Source organism: Sulfuriferula sp. AH1 (assembly GCF_002162035.1).
In the GTDB taxonomy this organism is placed as follows: domain Bacteria; phylum Pseudomonadota; class Gammaproteobacteria; order Burkholderiales; family Sulfuriferulaceae; genus Sulfuriferula.
In genome coordinates this window covers 2,237,027-2,256,144 of record NZ_CP021138.1, presented here as the reverse complement: position 1 = coordinate 2,256,144, position 19,118 = coordinate 2,237,027, and the positions used below count along the sequence as shown (strand labels likewise).

The window sequence follows — 19,118 nt, the reverse complement described above, 5'->3', positions numbered from 1 at the left end:
ATCAGAAATGAAGGCCCGTAATATGACGCGTTATTCAGACTCTGCAAGATTGATTCCCCGGCTCAATAGCCTGATGCTGGTGGCCGGTACGCTATCACTGTTCGGTTGTGCCAGCGTAGGACCCGATTTCAAACAGCCAGCGCCTCCAGCGACCAAAGCTTATACCGCGCAAAACCTGCCGGCGCAAACCGCCTCTGCACCCGACACATTGATGGGCGGAGCGCAGCATTTCGTGGAGGGAAAAGCGGTGTCATCCACGTGGTGGCAGAACTTCGGTTCCGGCAAGCTCAATGCCTACATTGACCAGGCGCTGCGTAACAGTCCTTCGCTGGAATCGGCGCAAGCCACATTACGCCAGGCGCAGCAGACCTACGCAGCGCAAGCGGGTTCCGCCCGGTATCCGCAGGTCAATGCCAAACTGGGCGCGCAACGGCAGGGTACCAATAATGCCGGCATGGGCCTGACAGGCGGCGATCGGGTATTCGAGCTTTATAACGCCGGGGTGACGGTCAGCTACAATCTCGACCTGTTCGGCGGTAACCGGCGCTTGCTGGAAAGTTATGCCGCCCAGGCCGATTACCAGCATTTCCAACTCGAAGGCGCGCGACTGACGCTGGCTGCGAACGTGGTCACCGCGGCGATGATGCAGGCGCAATACGGCGTACAGATCAATGCCAGCGAGGCAATACTGGCAGCCCAGCAGAAGCAGCTGGACATCGCGCGGCAACGCCTGAAACTCGGCGGCATCGCGCGTGGCGAAGTACTGACCTTGCAGACCCAGGTCGAGCAGACGCGCGCCAGCATTCCGTCCTTGCGCAACAAGCTCGATCAGACCAATCATTTGCTCGCCGTCCTGGCAGGACAGGCCCCGGGCGCAGCACAAGTGCCGCAATTCACTTTGGCGGATTTCAGTTTGCCGGGCGAGCTGCCTATCGTCATTCCTTCCGAACTGGTGCGCCAGCGCCCCGATATCCAGGCTTCGGAAGCCTTGCTGCATGCGGCAAGCGCACAGTATGGCGTGGCGATAGCCAACGGTTACCCGCAAATCAATCTGTCGGCAAATCTGGGTTCGCAGGCGCTGGCGGCATCCAATCTGTTTGGTGCCGGCACCATGATCTGGGGATTGGCCGGACAACTGGCACAGCCGTTATTCAATGCGGGTCTCAAGGCTGGCGTGAGGTCAGCCGAGGCGGGATTCGATGCGGCGGCAGCCAATTACCGTCAGACCGTGTTGCAAGCGCTGCGCAACGTCGCAGACGTATTGCGCGCGCTGGATAACGACGCGCAGACCTTGCAGGCGCAAGCCGCTGCCGATGCCGCCGCGCAGGGAGCGCTTGACCTGATGCAGCAGCAATACCAGCTGGGTGGAGCCAGCTATCTGCAATTGCTCACCGCGCAGCAGCAGGCGCAGCAAACGCGCATCAACCTGATTGCCGCGCAGACTCAGCGTCTGACCAATACCGCAGCGCTCTATCAAGCCATGGGTGGCGGCTGGAACGCCGGTGCTACGCAGCCTGAACCAGCCAGGCCGGCAGCTACATCCAAAGCGTCCGGCCCGGCAAATGAAGAAGCGCTGACGTTTTATACGAACATACCTTTTGAATCACAATTGTTGCACGGAGTACTTTTATGACTAAGGGAACGACCAAGCGCATGATCGTCATGTTGCTGTTAGTGGGGCTGGTATTCGGCGGCATTTACGGTTTTCAGCAGTTCCGCAACAAGATGATCCAGAAGGCCATTAAAGGGCAGGGCATGCCGCCGCAAGCCGTGTCCACTACCGTGGCGCAGACTTCCGTCTGGCAGCCTGCCGTTGAAGCCGTGGGCAACCTGCGTGCCGCCAGCGGCGCCAGTCTGGCTGCCGAAGTGGGCGGGCTGGTGACGGCTATCCATTTTGAATCCGGAGAAACAGTCAAGGCGGGTCAACTGCTGGTAGAGCTGAATGCGGCACCGCTCAAGGCGCAGCTGGAGCAGCTCAAGGCCGCAGCCGCGCTTGCCCGGCAAAACTATGAACGTGATTCCGCGCAGCTCAAGGTGCAGGCATTGAGCCAAGCTGCCGTGGACGCGGATGCGGCCAACCTGAAAAGTGCGCAGGCACAGGTCGCCGCTCAGGAAGCTACCATTGCGCAGAAATCCATCCGTGCGCCTTTTGCCGGACGCCTGGGTATCCGTCAGATAGATCTTGGTCAATTCCTTGCAGCCGGCGCCACGATCGTGAATCTGCAGAAACTGGACCCCATGTATCTGGACTTCAGCGTGCCGCAGACCCAAATCGATCTGGTTCACGTCGGCGACAAGATAGCAGTGCAAACCAGCGCCATGCCGGGCCGAACCTTCACCGGCAGCATTTCGGCAATCGAGCCGCTGGTGGATACCGCTACCCGCAACCTCAGGATACGCGCCCGCATCCCCAACGCCAAGGGCGAATTGCTGCCCGGAATGTTTGCAACGGCCCGGGTGGATGAAGGCGGCAAGCGCGAGTACATCACGCTGCCTAATTCGGCTATTGCCTACAATCCATACGGCAGCACGGTGTATATCGTCAAGGATGGCGGCAAGGGCGCGGATGGCAAGCCAAAATTGTCGGTGGAGCAGCGTTTCGTGACCACTGGTGCGACACGCGGCGATCAGGTGGCTGTGCTTACCGGTCTCAAGGCTGGCGAAACGGTAGTGACCGCCGGTCAGCTCAAGCTGCATAACGGTGCGCCGGTGTTCGTCAATAATAGCGTGCCCGCCGCGAACAATCCAAATCCCGAGGTGAAAGACGAATGAGCACAGCTGCCAGCGTCTCGATGCGCAAATTCACTGATCTCTTCGTAGAACGTCCGGTGCTGGCATCGGTCATCAGTCTGGTGATTCTGGTGCTGGGATTACGCTCCATCGGGCTGTTGCCGGTGCTGCAATTCCCTTATACGCAGAATGCGGTGGTGACGATCAGCACCGCCTATCCGGGCGCCGATGCCAATCTGGTGGCGAGCTTCATTACCACGCCGCTGGAGAATGCCGTCGCGCAGGCTAACGGCATCGATTACATGACTTCCAGCAGCATCCAGGGGGTGAGCACGATCACCGCCAACCTGCGTCTGAATTACGATCCGGACAAGGCGCTGACCGAAATCAACACCAAAGTGAATGCGGTGCTCAACCAGATGCCGCCGCAAGCGCAAAAGCCGGTATTGTCGGTGGCTATCGGCCAGACCATCGACGCGATGTACATCGGTTTTTACAGCGACGTGCTCAAGCCTAATCAGGTTACCGATTATCTGGTGCGCTCGGTACAGCCAAAATTGCAGGCGATCGAAGGCGTACAGACTGCCGAATTGCTGGGGGCGAAGAACTTCGCGTTGCGCGCCTGGCTCGATCCGCAGAAACTCGCTGCGGTCGGACTGACTGCCGCCGATGTCTATAATGTGCTGGCAGCGAATAACTTCCTGTCGTCCAGCGGCCAGTCCAAGGGCCAGATGGTGCAGATCAATCTGAATGCGTCCACCGCGCTGCATTCGGTCGATGCCTTCAAGGACATGATCATCAAGCAGCAAGGCAATTCGGTGGTGCGCTTGTCCGATGTGGCGAACGTGACCCTGGGTGCCGACGATTATGAATCCAGCGTGGCTTTCGATGGCAAAAAGGCCGTGTATGTCGGTATTCAGGTCGCGCCTGGCGCGAATCTGCTGGATGTGGTCGCCCGCGTGCACAAAGCCATGCCGGAAGTCGAAGCGCAATTGCCGCGCGGCTTGAACAGCAAGATCGTTTACGATTCCACCAAGTTCGTTAATTCTTCCATCGACGAGGTGGTTAAGACCCTGGTTGAAGCCATCCTCATTGTGACCGTGGTGGTGTTCGTATTCCTGGGCTCGCTGCGTTCCGTGCTGATCCCCATCATCGCGATTCCGCTGTCGCTGATCGGTACCTTTACGGTGATGCTGGCGCTCGGCTACTCCATTAACCTGCTTACCTTGCTGGCACTGGTGCTCGCCATCGGACTGGTGGTGGACGATGCCATCATCGTGGTGGAGAACGTCAGCCGGCATCTGGAAGAAGGGATGACGCCGTTCGACGCGTCGATCAAGGCTGCGCGCGAGCTGGCTAATCCGATTATTGCGATGACCATCGTGCTGATCGCGGTGTATGTGCCGATCGGCTTCATGAGCGGTCTGACCGGTGCGCTGTTTACCGAGTTCGCATTTACGCTGGTGGGTACTGTGACCCTGTCGGCGGTGATCGCACTGACGCTGTCACCGATGATGAGCTCGCGGCTGCTGAAGGCACCCAGGAAGGAAGGCGGCAACTGGCAGGATCATCTGGTGATATGGCTGGACAAACGCTTCGAGCGCCTGCATGTGTGGTACGAGAGACGATTGCATGGCGTGCTCAATCATGTATCCGTTATTGCGGTATTCGCAGTGCTGGTGCTGGGCGGTATCTATTTCCTCTATAGCACGTCGATGTCCGAACTGGCGCCTCAGGAAGACCAGGGCGTGCTGATCGCGGCTTCGTTCAGCGCGCCGGATGCGACGCTCAAGCAACGCGAGGCGTATGGCGATCAGGTGCACGATGTGTTCAAGGGACACCCCGAAACCGACCACATATTCCAGTTGAATATGCCGACGCAGGTGATTACCGGTATGGTGCTCAAGCCGTGGAACGAGCGTATCAAAACGGCGGGCGAGTTGCAGCCCGAGGTGCAAAAGCAGCTGGCGCAGATCGCCGGCTCGCAGAATGCGCTGTTCCAGCCGCCGCCTTTGCCTGGTGCACGCGGCTTGCCGATACAGTTCGTGATTACCACGACTGAACCATTCTCCAAGCTGTTCGAAGTGTCGCAGAAATTCCTGCAGGATGCGCAAAAGACAGGTGAATTCATTTTCCTGCAGTCCGATTTGCGTATCGACCTGCCGCAGACCACCGTGGTGATCGACCGCAATATGGCCGCGCAAATCGGCTTGAGCATGCAGGATATCGGTTCCGCGCTGTCGGCGATGCTGGGCGGCGGCTATGTGAACTATTTCGAGCTGGGCGGGCGTTCCTACAAGGTGATCCCGCAAGTGGAGCAGCGCCATCGCCTGAATGCGGAACAGCTCAAGCAGTATTACCTGCGTACCGCCAGCGGGCAAATGGTGCCGCTGTCTACGGTAGCGCATCTGGAAACCGCTACGCAGCCGGAAACCATCAACCATTTCCAGCAGCAGAACATGGCGACGATACAGGGTGTCGCGTTCCCGACCATCTCGCAAGGTCAGGCGCTGCAACGGCTGCAGACTCTGGCCAAGGACACTTTGCCGTCCGGCTACAACTTTGATTATGCAGGTGCATCACGTCAGTTCATGCAGGAATCGGGCGGTCTGGTGCTTACTTTTTTCTTCGCCATCGTGATCATTTTCCTGGCGCTGGCGGCGCAGTTCGAGAGCTTCCGCGATCCGGTGATCATTCTGGTGTCGGTGCCGATGTCGATTGCCGGTGCGCTGATCTTCATTAATCTCGGCATCGGTCACGCCACGCTGAATATCTATACCGAAGTCGGTCTGGTGACGCTGATCGGTCTGGTGTCCAAACACGGTATCCTGATCGTGGAGTTCGCCAATAACCTGCAGCGTATGGGTGCAAGCAAGCGCGAAGCCATTGAGAAGGCAGCCGGCTTGCGTCTGCGGCCGATCCTGATGACGACCGCGGCGATGGTGCTGGGCGTGATGCCGCTGATCACTGCGAGCGGTGCTGGCGCGGTCAGCCGCTTCAACATGGGGCTGGTGATTGCCAGCGGCTTGTCGATAGGCACGCTGTTTACCCTGTTCGTTGTGCCTGGCGTATATATGCTGCTGGCGGCCGACCACAGCCACGAGGCGCGTGCGCTGGCACAGCGCGAGGGCAATGCCTGAGCGTTAGCGCATGAATCAGCAGGGCGAACGGGTAGCGGCGGCGTGAGCAGCTGCCAGCCAGTCGCCCCAGGCTGCCATGCCTTCCCCTGTCGCAGCTGAAACCTGGAATACGACAATATCCGGATTGATGCGGCGCGCATTGGCGATGCACATTGCCACGTCGAAATGCAGGTAGGGCAACAGATCCACCTTGTTCAGCAGCAACAGTCCGGCGGCGCGAAACATGTCCGGGTACTTCAGCGGCTTGTCCTCGCCTTCCGTCACCGACAGCACGACGATCTTGTGCGTCTCCCCCAGATCAAAGCCCGCCGGGCACACCAGATTACCGACATTTTCTATCATCAGCATGCTGCCGTCCTGCGGCGCAAGCCGGGTTATGGCTTCGCGTATCATCAATGCATCGAGATGGCAGCCCTTGCCGGTGTTGATCTGGATTGCCGGTACGCCGGTGGCACGGATACGCTCGGCATCGTTGCTGGTCTGCTGGTCGCCTTCGATCACGGCGAACTGCCAGCGCGCCTGCATCGCAGCGATGGTTGCGGTGAGCAGGGTGGTTTTGCCGGAACCGGGGCTGGACAGCAGATTCAGCGCGAGGATGCCGTGTTCGGCCAGATAGCGCCGGTTGGCGGCAGCGTACTGGTTGTTCTTGGATAAAATGTCCTGCTCGATCTGCACCATGCGTCTCTGACTCAGCCCGGGAGCGTGCGCGTGCGCCGGTCCCAGGCCGAAATGCAGATCGGCCGATGCGGCCGGCTGCGGCAAGGATTTATGCCGTATTGCACTGATTTGCCGCGTGCCGGCCGTTACCTTGCGCCAGCCGGTGTCGCCTTCGATACGGAGTTCGCCGCTACTGCAGCCGCAGGTGGTGCACATGAGTGTTTCCTCTGTTGGGTAGTGCTAACATGATCTAAATGACATCCAGTTCCTTTATCCGCAGCTCGGTGCCGCCGGTAATCTGCATGGTGTAAGCGCCGCAGGCCGGACACGCATCCAGCAAGTCCTGTACCGGGCTGCTGCGCTGGCAGTTGCTGCAATAGCCAGTACCCGCAATAGCGATGATTTCCAGTCGCGCATTTTGTGCAATGGTGTTGCGTGCCACGGCTTCAAAGCAGAATTGCAGTGCTGACACCTCCACTCCGGCCATGCTGCCCACTTCGACCCAGATTACCCGCACCTGACTAAAGCCCTGTGTCGTTGCGGTATCTTCCACAATTTGCAGCATGCTCTCTGCCAGCGCCATTTCATGCATACGCAGCCTGACTCAGCGTCGGGCTGGTCTGCGTCAGCCAGCGGCCGAGCATGTCGCGCGCGGCCTGCAGATTATGCCGGGCGGCATCTGACAGCGGCGCGCCCAGCTCGAAATCGTGGCCCCTGATCGCCAGCAGGAAGCTGAGCGGCGGCGCACAGCCATAATGATTGCAGAATACCGTCAGCAAGGCATCCGGCGTCAGCGCATGGGTCGCCGCAGTGTTTTCACGGCTGGCGGCCAGCGGCGTAAACGCGAAGGGTCCGGCGCCGCTGGCCGCGGCATCGACGAAAACGATGCGCTGGCGTCCGGCGAGGTCGAGTACGAATTCGATTTGCAACTGGAAATCGGTCAGCAGTTCGATAGCGCCCCATTCCGGATGCTGCGGCAGCAGGCGTGCGATTTCTTCCAGCAAACCCGGTCCCAGCGCATCGTCGCCGCGGCTGGGGTTGCCGTAGCCGATAATCAGGGTGGGGGCGGGCAGGGTCGGGATGTTCATTTAGAAATTGCGTGTGGCCTGAGTGACGACAGTGCCACCGGCATCGAGCAGCTCCACCAGCAGCGGCATCTTGCCCAGCGCATGGGTGGCGCACGACAGGCAGGGGTCGAAGGCGCGAATCGCCACCTCGATATGGTTGAGCAGCCCCTCGGTAATGTCGTGGCCGTCCAGATACTGGCGCGCCACGGTGCGGATGGCTTCATTCATCGCCTGATTGTTATGGGTGGTGGAGACGATAAGATTGCACATCGCCACCAGGTCGTTGTCATCCACCTGATAATGATGGATCAGCGTGCCGCGCGGCGCTTCGATGACGCCGATGCCTTCGTGCCGGTGCTCGCCCTGCACCCGCATTTCGCCGCTGAGGATGTCCGGGTCGTTGAGCAGGTCGCGGATGGTTTCCGCTGCGTGCAGCAATTCGATCATGCGCGCCCAATGGTAGGCGAGCGGCGCGTGGCTGGGACCGATCGAGTAATCGACGAACTCGCGCCGTGCCAGTTCTGCCAGCGGCGTTGGGATGAAATCGCAGTTCTGCACCCGCGATAGCGGGCCGACGCGATACCAGCCGTGCTGGTTGCCTAACGACTTCAGATAGGGGAATTTCATGTAGGTCCACGGTTTGACCTCTTCCTCGATCAGGGTTTCGTAATCCCGGTAATCCACGCCGTCGAACAGGATGCCGCCGCCTGCATCGCGCACGCGCAGGCTGCCGTGATACAGGTCGAGCGCACCGGCATCATTCGTCAAGGACATCATGCTCGAAGGGAAGGCGCCGAAACTGTCGTAGAACTCAGGGTGCTGCTGGTGCAGCGCCTGCACCATGTGCACCGAATCGCGGCCCCATTCCATGATCTGGTCCATATTCTCCAGCAGCGTTTCGCGTTCGGCCTTGCTTACCAGCTTGTTGACCCCGCCGGGAACCGCGCCGGTGCCGTGGATGCGCTTGCCGGTAGTGATGCGGATGATTTCCTGGCCGAATTTGCGCAGCAGGATGCCGCGTTGTGCCGCATCCGGATAATGCTGGGCGACACCGATGATGTTGCGGCGGCTGACCTCGCTGTCGAAGCCGAACAGCAAGTCGGGCGAGCTGAGAAAATACAGGTGCAATGCATGCGATTGCAGTATCTGTCCGTAATGCATCAGGCGGCGGATTTTCTCGGCGGTCGGGGTGATCTGGCTGGCGCCGACGATGCTGTCGAGCGCCTTGGATGCCGCCAGATTGTGGCTGACCGGGCAGATGCCGCACAGCCGCTGCACCATCAGCGGCACTTCCCAGTAGGGACGGCCCTGCACGAATTTTTCGAAGCCGCGGAACTCGACGATGTGCAGGCGTACCTGCTGTACCTGATTGGCGTCATCGAGCAGGATGGTGACCTTGCCGTGGCCCTCCACCCGTGACAGCGGGTCGATGGCGATGCGGCGCAATTTTTCCGGCTGGGCGGCAGTTTCAAGATTCATGGTCGGCTTCAATCATAATGGATCAGCGCGTAATCCAGGCTGGGTTCGCGCCCGGCCAGCACATCGCTCAGCACCTGCCAGATGGCATCGGCGGAAGGCGGACAGCCTGGAATGGAATAATCGATCTTCACCACTTCATGCAGCGGATAGACCTTGTCGAGCAATAACGGCAGCTCGGGGTCATCCGGGATGATGCCGCCAGCCAGATTGCGGCGTTGCAGATAGACCTCGTTGAACAAGTCCTGCAGCGGGATATGATTGCGCTGGGCGGGCAGGCCGCCGTTGATCGCGCAGGCGCCGACGGCTATCAGGATGGTGCACTGCGCGCGGAATTCGCGCAACACATGCACGTTCTCGGCATTGCACACGCCGCCCTCGATCAGACCGATGTCGCACACGCCGCAATGCTTGATGTCGGTCAGCGGCGAGCGGTCGAAATCGACATGCTCGATCAGCTGCAGAAAGCGCTCGTCGATATCCAGAAACGACATGTGGCAGCCGAAGCAGCCGGCTAGCGAGGTGGTGGCAATGCGTAGCCTGGGTGTGATTGCGGCGCTCATCTCAATCCTCCTTGCGCTGCGGCGTTATTGCGCTGATCGGCTCGAGGTCGTAGGTGCGCTGGCCGATGGGCACCTTGAATCCCTGGCGCTTGGGCAGGATCGCGCCCACCGGGCAGACGTGCGCTGCCATATCCGCGCCGGAAAAGTCGGTATCGGCCAGCAGCCCCGATTTTGCATTGACGATGAGTCGGGTGTGGATGCCGCGACCGGACAGGTCGAACACGTTTTTGCCATCCACATCACGGCTGGCGCGCACGCACAGCGAACACAGGATGCAGCGGTTGAAATCCAGCAGGTAATCGGGGTGCGACGCATCGATGGGGCGGGTGGGGAAGAATTGTTCGTAGTGCTGCGACAGCATGTTGAGGTCGTATGCCGTGGCCTGCAGCCGGCAGTCGCCGCTCTTCTCGCACGACGGGCAGAAGTGGTTGCCCTCGACGAACAGCATCTGTACCAGCGCGAGTCGTTCCGCTTCGATCTCCGGCGTGGCGCTTTTCACGCTCATGCCGTCCTGCGCCAGCGTAGTGCAGGAGGCGATGGTGCGGCCGTTGACCTTGACCGAACACACCTTGCATGAGCCGTGCGGCTTCAGCTCCGGGTGATAGCACAGATAGGGAATGTAATGCCCGGCAGCGGTTGCGGCTTGGATCAGGGTCTGGCCGGGGGTGAAGGGCACGCTGTGGCCGTCCAGCGTAAAACTGTGTTCAGACATCTTCATCCTCCAGATGTGCGGCGGCATCGTCTCTATGGGTCAGCTGGCGGGCCGCTGCCAGTGCGCTGTCGAGGCTGAAGGCTGGCAAAAAATCCTGATGCAGCATGCGCGCATCGTAGGCCGGGCGGAATTTGGCGATGGTGTCGAGCACCGGGTTGCATGCCGAATGGCCGAGGCCGCAGTGGCTCAGCGCGCGCAAGTCGAGATTGAGCTTTTCGATTTCGGCAAAGTCATAGGACGAACCGTGACCGCGTTGCAGCTTGTCCATCAGATTGGCCAGCAGCGAGGTGCCGACCCGGCACGGGGTGCAGAAGCCGCAGCTCTCGTGAGCGAAGAAATGCACGAAATTGCGCGCCACTTCGAACATGTCGCGCTCGCGGTTGAACACCATGAATGCGCCTGCAGTGGGAATGTCCTCGAAAGCGATCCTGCGCTCGAATTCCCCGGGTGCGACACAGACCCCGGCAGCGCCGCTGATCTGCACCGCCTGCACGTCGCTGGCGCCACAGTCGGCGAGTATCTGCGCGACCGTGACGCCGAACGGGTATTCGTAAATGCCGGGGCGGGCGCAGTCGCCACTCACACTGATAAGCTTGGTGCCGGCGGATTCACGGGTGCCGATGGCGGCATGCCAGTCGCCGCCGTGCAGTGCGATCAGGCAGCAGACGGCGAAGGTTTCCACATTGTTGACCACGGTGGGCTGGTCGAGATAGCCGTGGGTGACCGGGAACGGCGGGCGGTTGCGCGGCGTGGCGCGCTTGCCTTCCAGCGATTCGATCAATGCCGATTCCTCGCCGCAGATATAGGCGCCGGCGCCGACGTGAATTTCGATATCGAAATCGAAGCCGGTATGACCGAGTATGCTCTTGCCGAGCAAGCCTTGTTCGCGTCGTCTTGCCAGCACGGATTGCAGCTGCGGCAGCAGATAGCGGTACTCGCCGCGCAGGTAGAGCAAGCCGCGCTGCGCGCCGATAACGTAGGCGCACAGGGTCATGCCCTCGAATACCTGATCGGCGTAGCCGTTGAGCAGCACGCGGTCCTTGAAGGTGCCGGGCTCGCCTTCGTCAGCGTTGCATACCACGTAGTGTGCCTGACCCGGCGCATCGTGGCATATTTCCCATTTGAGCCCGGTTTTGAAACCTGCGCCGCCGCGACCGCGCAGATTGGCGCGCTTGATCTGCTCCAGCAACTGGTCGCGGCCACTGGCGATGGCAGCGTGGAGTGCGGCACCGGGCGCAAAGCGGTGTTGCAGCAGAATGTCGCTGCGGCGGATGTTGTCAGCAGTGTGAAACCATTCCTGTGGCCAGTTCTCCAGCGGCTGGCGTTGCCGGATCAGCTCGCACATCTGGTCGATGCGCGCGGCGGTCAACCGGGTGATCGCGAAGTTGTTGACCAGCAGCGCAGGGCCCTGATCGGAAAGACCGGTGCACGAAGTGGTGTCGACATAAATCAGCCCGTCGGCAGAGACCTGGCCCGGCGCGATACCGAAGTGCCCGGTCATGCGCTGCAGCAAGGTCAGGCTGCCCAGCATCTGGTCGGTGATGTTGTTGCTGAACAGGACGCGATACTGGCCGTGCGGTTCGGTGTAGAGAAAACTGTAGAAACCGGCGACCGACTCTATCCTGGTGCGCGGCAGTTGCAATTCATGTTGCAGGCAGTCGATGGCTTGCGGCGAGATCCAGCCTTGCTGTTCCTGCACCTCGCGCAGCATCTGCAGCACATAGTCCGGATCGTTTCGGTATCGGGCGGCAATCGCGTGTATCTGTTGCTCGAATTGCGTCTGCGGGTTGGTCATGATCATTCCGTATCCCGGAAAACCGACATGATGAAAGCGTGCTATGTTCGCCGCTGCAAGTCAAGCACTATTGTGCTGCGCACCCGCCTGACTATTTGTTACCGCCCAGCAATGAACCCAGTACACCGCGGATGATACGGCGGCCGACTTCCGAGCCGATGGCGCGCGCTGCACTTTTGGTCATGGCTTCCAGCGCATTTTCGCGACGGCGTGCGGTGCCCGGCTGGCCGCTGTTGCCGAGTATGTCATCCAGCCAGCCGCTGCTGCTTGCCGGCTGCTGTTGTGTATCTGCGGGTGCTGCCGCCGTGCTGACGCTGGCGCGCTGTTTGAGTTTTTCGTAGGCCGAGTCGCGGTCGATCTGCTGTTCGTAATGGCCGGCCAGCAGTGACTGGCTGATGATGGCCTGGCGTTGTTCCGGGCTGATCGGGCCGATTTGCGCAGTGGGCGGCAGGATCAATGCGCGCTCGACGATGCCGGGACGGCCTTTTTCATCGAGGCAGGATACCAGCGCCTCACCTACGCCCAGCTCGGTGATGACGGCGGCTTCGTCCAGCGCCGGATTGTCGCGCATGGTGTCGGCAGCGGCCCTGACCGCTTTCTGGTCGCGCGGGCTGAAGGCACGCAAGGCATGCTGGATGCGGTTGCCGAGCTGGGAGAGCACCTTGTCGGGCACGTCGGCGGGGTTCTGGGTGACGAAATACACGCCGACGCCCTTGGAGCGGATCAGGCGCACCACCTGTTCGATCTTGTCCACCAGCGCGGCGGGCGCATCATTGAACAGCAGATGAGCTTCATCGAAGAAGAATACCAGCTTGGGTTTGTCCAGATCGCCCGTTTCCGGCAGGTTTTCGTACAGCTCCGACAGCAGCCACAGCAGCAGCGTGGCGTAAACTTTCGGCGACTGCATCAGGTCGTCGGCCGCCAGAATGTTGATCATGCCACGGCCCTGCGCATCAGTCTGGATCAGGTCATCGACATTGAGCATGGGCTCGCCGAAGATATGCTCTCCGCCCTGGCTTTCCAGTGCCAGCAGCCCGCGCTGGATCGCGCCGATGCTGGCGGCGGAGACATTGCCGTATTCCGTCGTGAAATCTTTGGCGCTGTCGCCGACGTATTGCAGCATGGCGCGCAGATCCTTGAGGTCGAGCAGCAGCAGACCGTGATCGTCGGCGATCTTGAATACCAGATTGAGCACGCCGGCCTGGGTGTCGTTGAGGTTGAGCATGCGCCCCAGCAGCAGCGGCCCCATGTCGGAAATGGTCGCACGCATCGGGTGGCCCTGTTTGCCGAAGGCATCCCAGAACGTCACCGGCCAGGCGCTGTACGCGAAATCCGTCAGCGCCAGTTGCGCCACCCGCGCCGCGACTTTGGGATTGTTGCCGCCTGCCACGGCCAGCCCCGACAGATCGCCCTTGATGTCGGACATGAACACCGGCACGCCCCGCCGCGAGAACTGCTCGGCGAGCACCTGCAACGATACCGTTTTGCCGGTGCCGGTCGCGCCGGTGATCAGGCCGTGGCGGTTGGCCATCTGCGGTAACAGGTAAATGGGATGCTGCGCCTGGGCGATGTGGATGGGATCGGTCATGGTGGCGATGATTTCGTCGATGGCTTGCTAAAAATATAGTTTACAATCTTTTCAGCGACTGCGCGCAGCTTGACGATATGCATAGGGCGCGAGTATAATACCTGATAAATTTAGTCGGGTATTCAATTTCCAGGAGTATTACAAATGAGCGTACAAGATACCATTCGCGAGCAGGTTACCGGTCACAAAGTCGTGCTGTACATGAAAGGCACTCCGCAGTTCCCGCAGTGCGGCTTTTCCGCCAACGCAGTGCAGATTCTGAAAGCATCCGGCGTCACCGACCTGTTCACCGTGAACGTGCTGGCAGAGCCTGAAATTCGCCAGGGCATCAAGGATTACGCCAACTGGCCTACCATCCCCCAGCTCTACATCAACGGCGAATTCGTCGGCGGCTCCGATATCATGAAAGAAATGTTCCAGAGCGGCGAACTGCAAAAGCTGGTTGCCGCGTGATCTGCAAGCCGGGCCGCAATTGTTAGCGGCTCTGGCTTAAAAAACAGCTGCTGGATTGTTCAAAAAAGCCCTTGCCGGTCTGTGACTGGCAAGGGCTTTTTTGCGCCGGGTTGCATTGGAGTTCATAATTAAGAGGCTGGCGTTCAGTAAAGGCTGCTATCGACCCGGAGCGGACGTAAGCCGACCGTGAGTCAAGCTTTCAGTTTTGATAAGGTTATATTCATTGCTCAATGAACGCCAGCCAACTTGGCAGACTGTATTCTCATTCCGTTGAATATGGCTTCTGCCATATCCATGGGAAAGTTATCCGGCAACAAGTTGCCCACTTCGCCAATCACGGATTCCGTGGACTTAACAACTTCCTCAATCAATTGCTCTGCCGCCGCAGCGCCGAGCCCGACTTGCCGCGCATGACTAATCCAGTGCCGTCGCTGAATTTGCTTAATCAGGTAGTTATTGGTACTTCCCTTCACCGCCATGGCAAGTTTGGCTTTAGATGGGGGAATTTGATTTTTCCCTGTTCCAATGACGGGATGGGCAGAAAGCACGTCATAGATCGGCGTGGCGCGGTAGCTGCCACCGGGGAGGTGGGCGATACTGAAGTTCTTGGCGTGACCATCGATGGCAGCCAGCACCCAAAAAATGATCTGGGTTTTGAAGAAGTTATTCCGGTCCCGCCCAGCATCGTCCGACCCGAGAAGCAATCCCATGATTTGAGTAATTCCCGGGCCGCCGTCTGACTGATATTTATGCAGTGGCGACGTAGCCGTTGCCTGGCACATATCTTCCTGGGGCAGGCGGATGATCCAGCTTCCATCGCTTGATGGAGTGCGGTCGAATCGCTCGACGACGAGGACTTTCTGGTCCTCGAAATACTCGACTTCACACCGCGCAATGGGAATTCCGTAGGCCTCCATGATTTTTGAGCACATCCATTCGTTCTCCACCGAGGTACGCATATCGGCCTGCATATGGCCGACCAAGCCCAATGGCAGTTTGAAGATGTGCGTTGTCGGGGTACTTCCATGGGGCAGAAGCCATAGCCCTTCGTGACGCAATAGGGCGGTTTTCTCCTGCGCCCCCGCGATGGAGAGTCTCAGGTCCTCGTCGTGATCATGTTGCCCCAGTGCTTGAGCCGATGTGGTGTTGCGTAGTCGTTGAGCGATCTCCGCGGTATTCAGCTTCCCCCCGTTGATTTCATACAGGTCCGACGGCGCCTCATCTTCGGGGAGGAGTTGTATTGCACCCACGCAGTCTCGGCCCAGCTTTGCCAGCAGTCGAAAAGGATCAATGCCGCCAGCCTGGTGACGTTGCGCCAGACGACGGCGAATGGCATCGTTGTCGGGCAGCATGTTGTCGAAATAGTCAGTGACGACCTGCCCTTGGTAGGGTGCATTTCCCGGCAGGAATGGAAGTGATAAGGACAAGGGGCGGGACTGTTCGTCCGTAAGCCATTCATCGAAGTAACCAAGGCGTTCGCCGTGTCGAGTCGTTTCCCAGGTGCCAACAGGGATGCCGTTCATCCAGATGTTCAGCCTTTGTATCTTTGCACGGCGGCTCATGGTTACCAACGTTCTTTCTTTTTTGTCGGGGCAACAATACGGCTCACTTTGGCAACGTCCGATGATGGCTTTGTCTTCCCGATCGCTACGGCGTGGGCTGTCTTGCCGATCTTCCGGGCCATGGCCTTGCCCTTGGAGGAGGGTTTACTCGTGGCCTTGACGGAAGGTGTAGCACCCATGCTGGCAGCGGGAGAAGTTTTTTCCAGTGAAATTTCAACATCCAGCATACGCAGCACCATGAACAGCCTCTCAAGCGTCGCTGCTGCCGGACTGGCCTCAAAGTACGCGTAACTTTGCTGAGTGATTCCCAGCTTTTCAGCCATGGCTGCCTGAGTCAGTCCTTTTTCCTTGCGAAACCCCTTGAGAACCAGAGGGAGCTGGCTGAGAGTCTTGATGGAGTAAATCATTTTTGCCTCCGTTCATGAGTCCTGTAGCAATATAAACCCAGGGCTGTAAATATAATTAACAGCCTTCTGTCTGTATATTACATTTACAAATGGAGGTATGTAAATAGAATTAACAACTCATAATCTGTATTTCTTTTTTGTTACAGACCCATCGCTCCCTTTTCGTTCATCTGCCCTGCGAAGCCGCCCATAGCCTACGGCCGCCAGGTAATTTATTCGATCATTCAGGGTGTATCAAGCTGATGAGCGCTTTGGCCGACTTCGAGACAGTCCAACGCGAACTTCCGTTTATGGCACTTCCGAGCCATACAGCTTGGTCTTTGATGCGGTTGTTAAAGATATCCCACCCATGAAACTTTAATGTTTCAGGGTGGGTATGGAGTGTGCTGAAAACTATTATCCGTTTAAGCGCTTGGCAATATGCGCCAGCGCTTCCTCCACCTGATCTATCAGAATCAGACACACGTCGCCGGGCTGCACGCGCGAGAGTGCGAGGTCGATGGCGTTGAATTCGCCGTTGATTTCGCTGACCTGTTTGGCACGGCTGGCGTTGACCAGGCCCTCGTGCAATAGTGCCAGTACTTCGCCGTCGGCGCGTCCGCGCTGGCATTGGTCCTGGTACAGCACCACTTCATCGAACGCGTTGCCGAGGATCTGGGTTTGCTGGCGGATATCTTCGTCGCGGCGGTCGCCGGCGCCGCTGATGACGACGTGGCGGCGTTGTGCGGGCATGCGGTCGATGGCGGCGACCAGCGCGAGGATGGCGTCCGGATTATGACCATAATCGGCGATCAGGGTGGCGCCTCGGTAGTCGAAGACGTTGAAACGTCCGGGCGCAGTCTGCGCGTCGTTGATAAAGTCCTGCAAGCCCCGGCGGATGATGTCCCAGCTCAGTCCCAATCCCCATGCTGCACCGATTGCGGCCATCGCGTTGTCGATCTGGAAACCGATGCTGCCGTTGCGGGTGAGCGGGATGTCGGCCAACGCGATACGCTGCTCGAACTCGCCTTCGCGGGCGACGATGTGCCCCTTCTCGGTGAAAATGACGCGGAGGCCGCGCGCGCAGTGGGTGGAAATGACGGAATTCTGGCGGTCCTGAGCAAAAAAGGTGACGCTGCCGGGGCAGGCGCTGGCCATCTTAACCACCGTCGGGTCGGCGGCATTGAGCACTGCGACACCGTTCGGGGCGACGTTTTCAACGATGACGCGCTTGACCACGGCGAGCTCTTCGGTGGTGTTGATGTAATTCAGGCCGAGGTGGTCGCCGATGCCGATATTGGTGACGATGGCCACATTGCAGCGGTCAAACGCCAGACCTTCGCGCAATACGCCGCCGCGGGCGGTTTCCAGTACGGCGGCGTCGACTTCGGGATGTGACAACACGCTGCGCGCGCTTTTCGGGCCGCTGCAATCGCCGGTGTCGATGCGCTGTTTTTCGATATAGACGCCATCGGAGTTGGTCATGCCGACGCGCAGGCCGCTGCGGGTGAGCAGGTGCGCGGTGAGGCGTACCGTGGTGGTCTTGCCGTTGGTGCCGGCTACGGCAACCACGGGGATGCGGCCGTCTTCGCCTTCTGCGAACATCATGTCGATCACCGCTGCGCCGACATTGCGCGGCTTGCCGAATGACGGCGCCAGGTGCATGCGCAGACCGGGCGCGGCATTGACTTCAACCACGCCCCCGCCCTGTTCCTCGAGTGGCTGGTGTACGCTGTTGCACAGCACATCGACGCCGCAGATGTCCAGCCCGATCATTTGTGCCGCATCGATGGCGCGCGCGGCCAGTTCGGGGTGAACGTCGTCGGTCACATCGGTAGCGGTGCCGCCTGTGCTCAGGTTGGCATTGTTGCGCAGCACTACGCGCGCGCCAACAGCAGGGACGCTATCGGCAGTGTAGCCTTGCTTGGCCAGCGTGGCGAGGGCGATGTCGTCGAGGCGGATCTTGCTTAGCGATGTGGCGTGGCCTTCGCCGCGGCGGCTATCGCTATTCACGATCTCGACCAGCTGGCGGATGCTGAGCACGCCATCGCCGAATACGTGCGGCGGATCACGGCGGGCGGCGGCGACCAGCGTATTGCCGACGACCAGCATGCGGAAATCATGACCGGTGATATAACGTTCGACGATGACCGGTGAGCTGATCCTGGCCGCAGCATGATAGGCCGCGATGACCTGGTCGCGGGTTTCCAGATTGATGCCGACGCCCTTGCCCTGATTGCCGAATTGGGGTTTGACCGCTACTGTGCTGTCGATTTCGCGTGCGGCTGCCCAGGCATCTTCGGCGTTGGTAACCGGGCGGCCGAATGGCACAGGGACGCCAGCCGCATTCAGCAGTTTTTTGGTCAGGTCTTTGTCTTGCGCGATCGATTCGGCGACTGCGCTGGTGGTGTCGGTCTCGGCGGCAAGGATGCGGCGTTGCTTGCTGCCCCAGCCGAATTGCACCATGCTGCCTGCGGTCAGGCGCCGGTAAGGGATGCCGCGCCGGACCGCTGCTTCGACGATGGACCCGGTGCTGGGCCCGAGGCGCATGTCTTCATCCAGATTGCGTAATTCGGCAAGTGCCTGCTGAACATCGAACGGCATGTCGTTGGCTGCGGCGAGGCACAGTGCAAGGGCATAGTCGAGTGCTGCGCGGCCGACCGCTTCCTCGGTGTATTCGATCACTACCTGGTAAACCCCCGGGTCTATGGTCTGCGTGGTGCGGCCGAACGTGACCGGGCAGCCGGCGTGCGCCTGTAATTCCAGTGCGGCGAGTTCCAGGGCATGCGCCATGGGAATATGGGGGCCGCTGCCGATGGGTTGCAGTGCGCCGATCCCGGGAAAGCGTGCGCGCAGCCGGGTTTCAAAATCAGCCATCCGGGCGATGTCTGATTCCAGCGTGACACAACGTACAATGGCCTCTATGGCCGTGTGCCGGCACCAGAGGTTAGGCCCACGCAGGGCGCGAATGCGGGATACTTCCATGGGT

The 19,118-nt window shown here is 59.7% G+C and carries 15 protein-coding genes; 4 read left to right on the top strand and 11 right to left on the bottom strand.

Annotation, left to right across the window (positions count from 1 at the left end):
- Positions 1-7: 7 nt before the first annotated feature.
- From CAP31_RS11410 to CAP31_RS11400, 3 genes are read left to right on the top strand one after another with little or no spacing between them, the layout of a single operon-like run.
- Positions 8-1,633: an efflux transporter outer membrane subunit gene (locus CAP31_RS11410; protein ID WP_223247264.1), complete on the top strand. Its 1,626-nt coding sequence runs from the start codon at positions 8-10 to the stop codon at positions 1,631-1,633.
- Entirely contained in the window at positions 1,630-2,772 is a 1,143-nt protein-coding gene (locus CAP31_RS11405; RefSeq protein ID WP_087447642.1) for an efflux RND transporter periplasmic adaptor subunit, read from the top strand. Before CAP31_RS11410 ends, CAP31_RS11405 begins: the two co-directional genes overlap by 4 nt.
- Positions 2,769-5,870, top strand: coding sequence for an efflux RND transporter permease subunit (locus CAP31_RS11400; RefSeq protein ID WP_223247263.1), 3,102 nt, complete (start codon positions 2,769-2,771; stop codon positions 5,868-5,870). The genes CAP31_RS11405 and CAP31_RS11400 overlap by 4 nt, the downstream gene beginning before the upstream one ends.
- A 15-nt stretch (positions 5,871-5,885) precedes the next feature.
- Here the strand turns inward: CAP31_RS11400 and hypB are convergent, their stop codons facing one another.
- The 8 genes from hypB to CAP31_RS11360 all read right to left on the bottom strand — a co-directional run bounded on the left by hypB (position 5,886) and on the right by CAP31_RS11360 (position 13,728).
- Positions 5,886-6,743 (bottom strand): hydrogenase nickel incorporation protein HypB, encoded by an 858-nt coding sequence (gene hypB / locus CAP31_RS11395; protein WP_087447641.1) that lies wholly within the window; start codon positions 6,741-6,743, stop codon positions 5,886-5,888.
- Between the two features lie 34 nt (positions 6,744-6,777).
- Positions 6,778-7,119 (bottom strand): hydrogenase maturation nickel metallochaperone HypA, encoded by a 342-nt coding sequence (gene hypA / locus CAP31_RS11390; protein ID WP_087447640.1) that lies wholly within the window; start codon positions 7,117-7,119, stop codon positions 6,778-6,780.
- A complete protein-coding gene (locus CAP31_RS11385; protein ID WP_087447639.1) occupies positions 7,112-7,615 on the bottom strand; it encodes a hydrogenase maturation protease in 504 nt (167 codons plus the stop codon). Before CAP31_RS11385 ends, hypA begins: the two co-directional genes overlap by 8 nt.
- The gene (locus CAP31_RS11380) at positions 7,616-9,073 is read right to left on the bottom strand and encodes a Ni/Fe hydrogenase subunit alpha (protein ID WP_087447638.1); all 1,458 of its coding nucleotides are present in this window, start codon (positions 9,071-9,073) and stop codon (positions 7,616-7,618) included. It abuts the gene before it with no gap.
- Between the two features lie 8 nt (positions 9,074-9,081).
- Positions 9,082-9,633 (bottom strand): NADP oxidoreductase, encoded by a 552-nt coding sequence (locus CAP31_RS11375; protein ID WP_087447637.1) that lies wholly within the window; start codon positions 9,631-9,633, stop codon positions 9,082-9,084.
- A 1-nt stretch (position 9,634) separates the two neighbouring features.
- A complete protein-coding gene (locus CAP31_RS11370) occupies positions 9,635-10,345 on the bottom strand; it encodes a 2Fe-2S iron-sulfur cluster-binding protein (RefSeq protein WP_087447636.1) in 711 nt (236 codons plus the stop codon).
- Positions 10,338-12,140 carry an NAD(P)H-dependent oxidoreductase subunit E gene (locus CAP31_RS11365; RefSeq protein WP_087448370.1) on the bottom strand — a complete coding sequence of 601 codons (1,803 nt, stop codon included), beginning with the start codon at positions 12,138-12,140 and terminating at the stop codon, positions 10,338-10,340. Before CAP31_RS11365 ends, CAP31_RS11370 begins: the two co-directional genes overlap by 8 nt.
- Before the next feature lie 91 nt (positions 12,141-12,231).
- Entirely contained in the window at positions 12,232-13,728 is a 1,497-nt protein-coding gene (locus CAP31_RS11360) for a helicase HerA-like domain-containing protein (protein ID WP_087447635.1), read from the bottom strand.
- 144 nt (positions 13,729-13,872) lie between these two features.
- Here CAP31_RS11360 and grxD point away from each other — a divergent pair, with 144 nt between their 5' ends.
- Positions 13,873-14,181, top strand: coding sequence for a Grx4 family monothiol glutaredoxin (gene grxD, locus CAP31_RS11355; protein WP_087447634.1), 309 nt, complete (start codon positions 13,873-13,875; stop codon positions 14,179-14,181).
- 227 nt (positions 14,182-14,408) lie between these two features.
- Here the strand turns inward: grxD and CAP31_RS11350 are convergent, their stop codons facing one another.
- The 3 genes from CAP31_RS11350 to cphA all read right to left on the bottom strand — a co-directional run bounded on the left by CAP31_RS11350 (position 14,409) and on the right by cphA (position 19,114).
- Positions 14,409-15,743, bottom strand: coding sequence for a type II toxin-antitoxin system HipA family toxin (locus CAP31_RS11350; protein WP_087447633.1), 1,335 nt, complete (start codon positions 15,741-15,743; stop codon positions 14,409-14,411).
- Between the two features lie 2 nt (positions 15,744-15,745).
- On the bottom strand, positions 15,746-16,150 hold the full coding sequence (locus tag CAP31_RS11345; protein ID WP_087447632.1) for a helix-turn-helix transcriptional regulator: 405 nt from the start codon (positions 16,148-16,150) through the stop codon (positions 15,746-15,748).
- Between the two features lie 396 nt (positions 16,151-16,546).
- A complete protein-coding gene (gene cphA, locus CAP31_RS11340) occupies positions 16,547-19,114 on the bottom strand; it encodes a cyanophycin synthetase (RefSeq protein WP_087447631.1) in 2,568 nt (855 codons plus the stop codon).
- Between the last annotated feature and the right edge of the window lie 4 nt (positions 19,115-19,118).

Excerpts from the sequence above, each read along its gene's own strand:
- CAP31_RS11410 (WP_223247264.1), top strand. The coding sequence starts at position 8 with ATGAAGGCCCGTAATATGACGCGTTATTCAGACTCTGCAAGATTGATT.
- CAP31_RS11370 (WP_087447636.1), bottom strand. The coding sequence starts at position 10,345 with ATGTCTGAACACAGTTTTACGCTGGACGGCCACAGCGTGCCCTTCACC.
- CAP31_RS11365 (WP_087448370.1), bottom strand. The coding sequence starts at position 12,140 with ATGACCAACCCGCAGACGCAATTCGAGCAACAGATACACGCGATTGCC.
- CAP31_RS11380 (WP_087447638.1), bottom strand. The coding sequence starts at position 9,073 with ATGAATCTTGAAACTGCCGCCCAGCCGGAAAAATTGCGCCGCATCGCC.
- hypB (WP_087447641.1), bottom strand. The coding sequence starts at position 6,743 with ATGTGCACCACCTGCGGCTGCAGTAGCGGCGAACTCCGTATCGAAGGC.
- CAP31_RS11405 (WP_087447642.1), top strand. The coding sequence starts at position 1,630 with ATGACTAAGGGAACGACCAAGCGCATGATCGTCATGTTGCTGTTAGTG.
- CAP31_RS11360 (WP_087447635.1), bottom strand. The coding sequence starts at position 13,728 with ATGACCGATCCCATCCACATCGCCCAGGCGCAGCATCCCATTTACCTG.
- hypA (WP_087447640.1), bottom strand. The coding sequence starts at position 7,119 with ATGCATGAAATGGCGCTGGCAGAGAGCATGCTGCAAATTGTGGAAGAT.
- cphA (WP_087447631.1), bottom strand. The coding sequence starts at position 19,114 with ATGGAAGTATCCCGCATTCGCGCCCTGCGTGGGCCTAACCTCTGGTGC.
- CAP31_RS11385 (WP_087447639.1), bottom strand. The coding sequence starts at position 7,615 with ATGAACATCCCGACCCTGCCCGCCCCCACCCTGATTATCGGCTACGGC.
- CAP31_RS11375 (WP_087447637.1), bottom strand. The coding sequence starts at position 9,633 with ATGAGCGCCGCAATCACACCCAGGCTACGCATTGCCACCACCTCGCTA.
- CAP31_RS11400 (WP_223247263.1), top strand. The coding sequence starts at position 2,769 with ATGAGCACAGCTGCCAGCGTCTCGATGCGCAAATTCACTGATCTCTTC.
- CAP31_RS11350 (WP_087447633.1), bottom strand. The coding sequence starts at position 15,743 with ATGAGCCGCCGTGCAAAGATACAAAGGCTGAACATCTGGATGAACGGC.
- grxD (WP_087447634.1), top strand. The coding sequence starts at position 13,873 with ATGAGCGTACAAGATACCATTCGCGAGCAGGTTACCGGTCACAAAGTC.
- CAP31_RS11345 (WP_087447632.1), bottom strand. The coding sequence starts at position 16,150 with ATGATTTACTCCATCAAGACTCTCAGCCAGCTCCCTCTGGTTCTCAAG.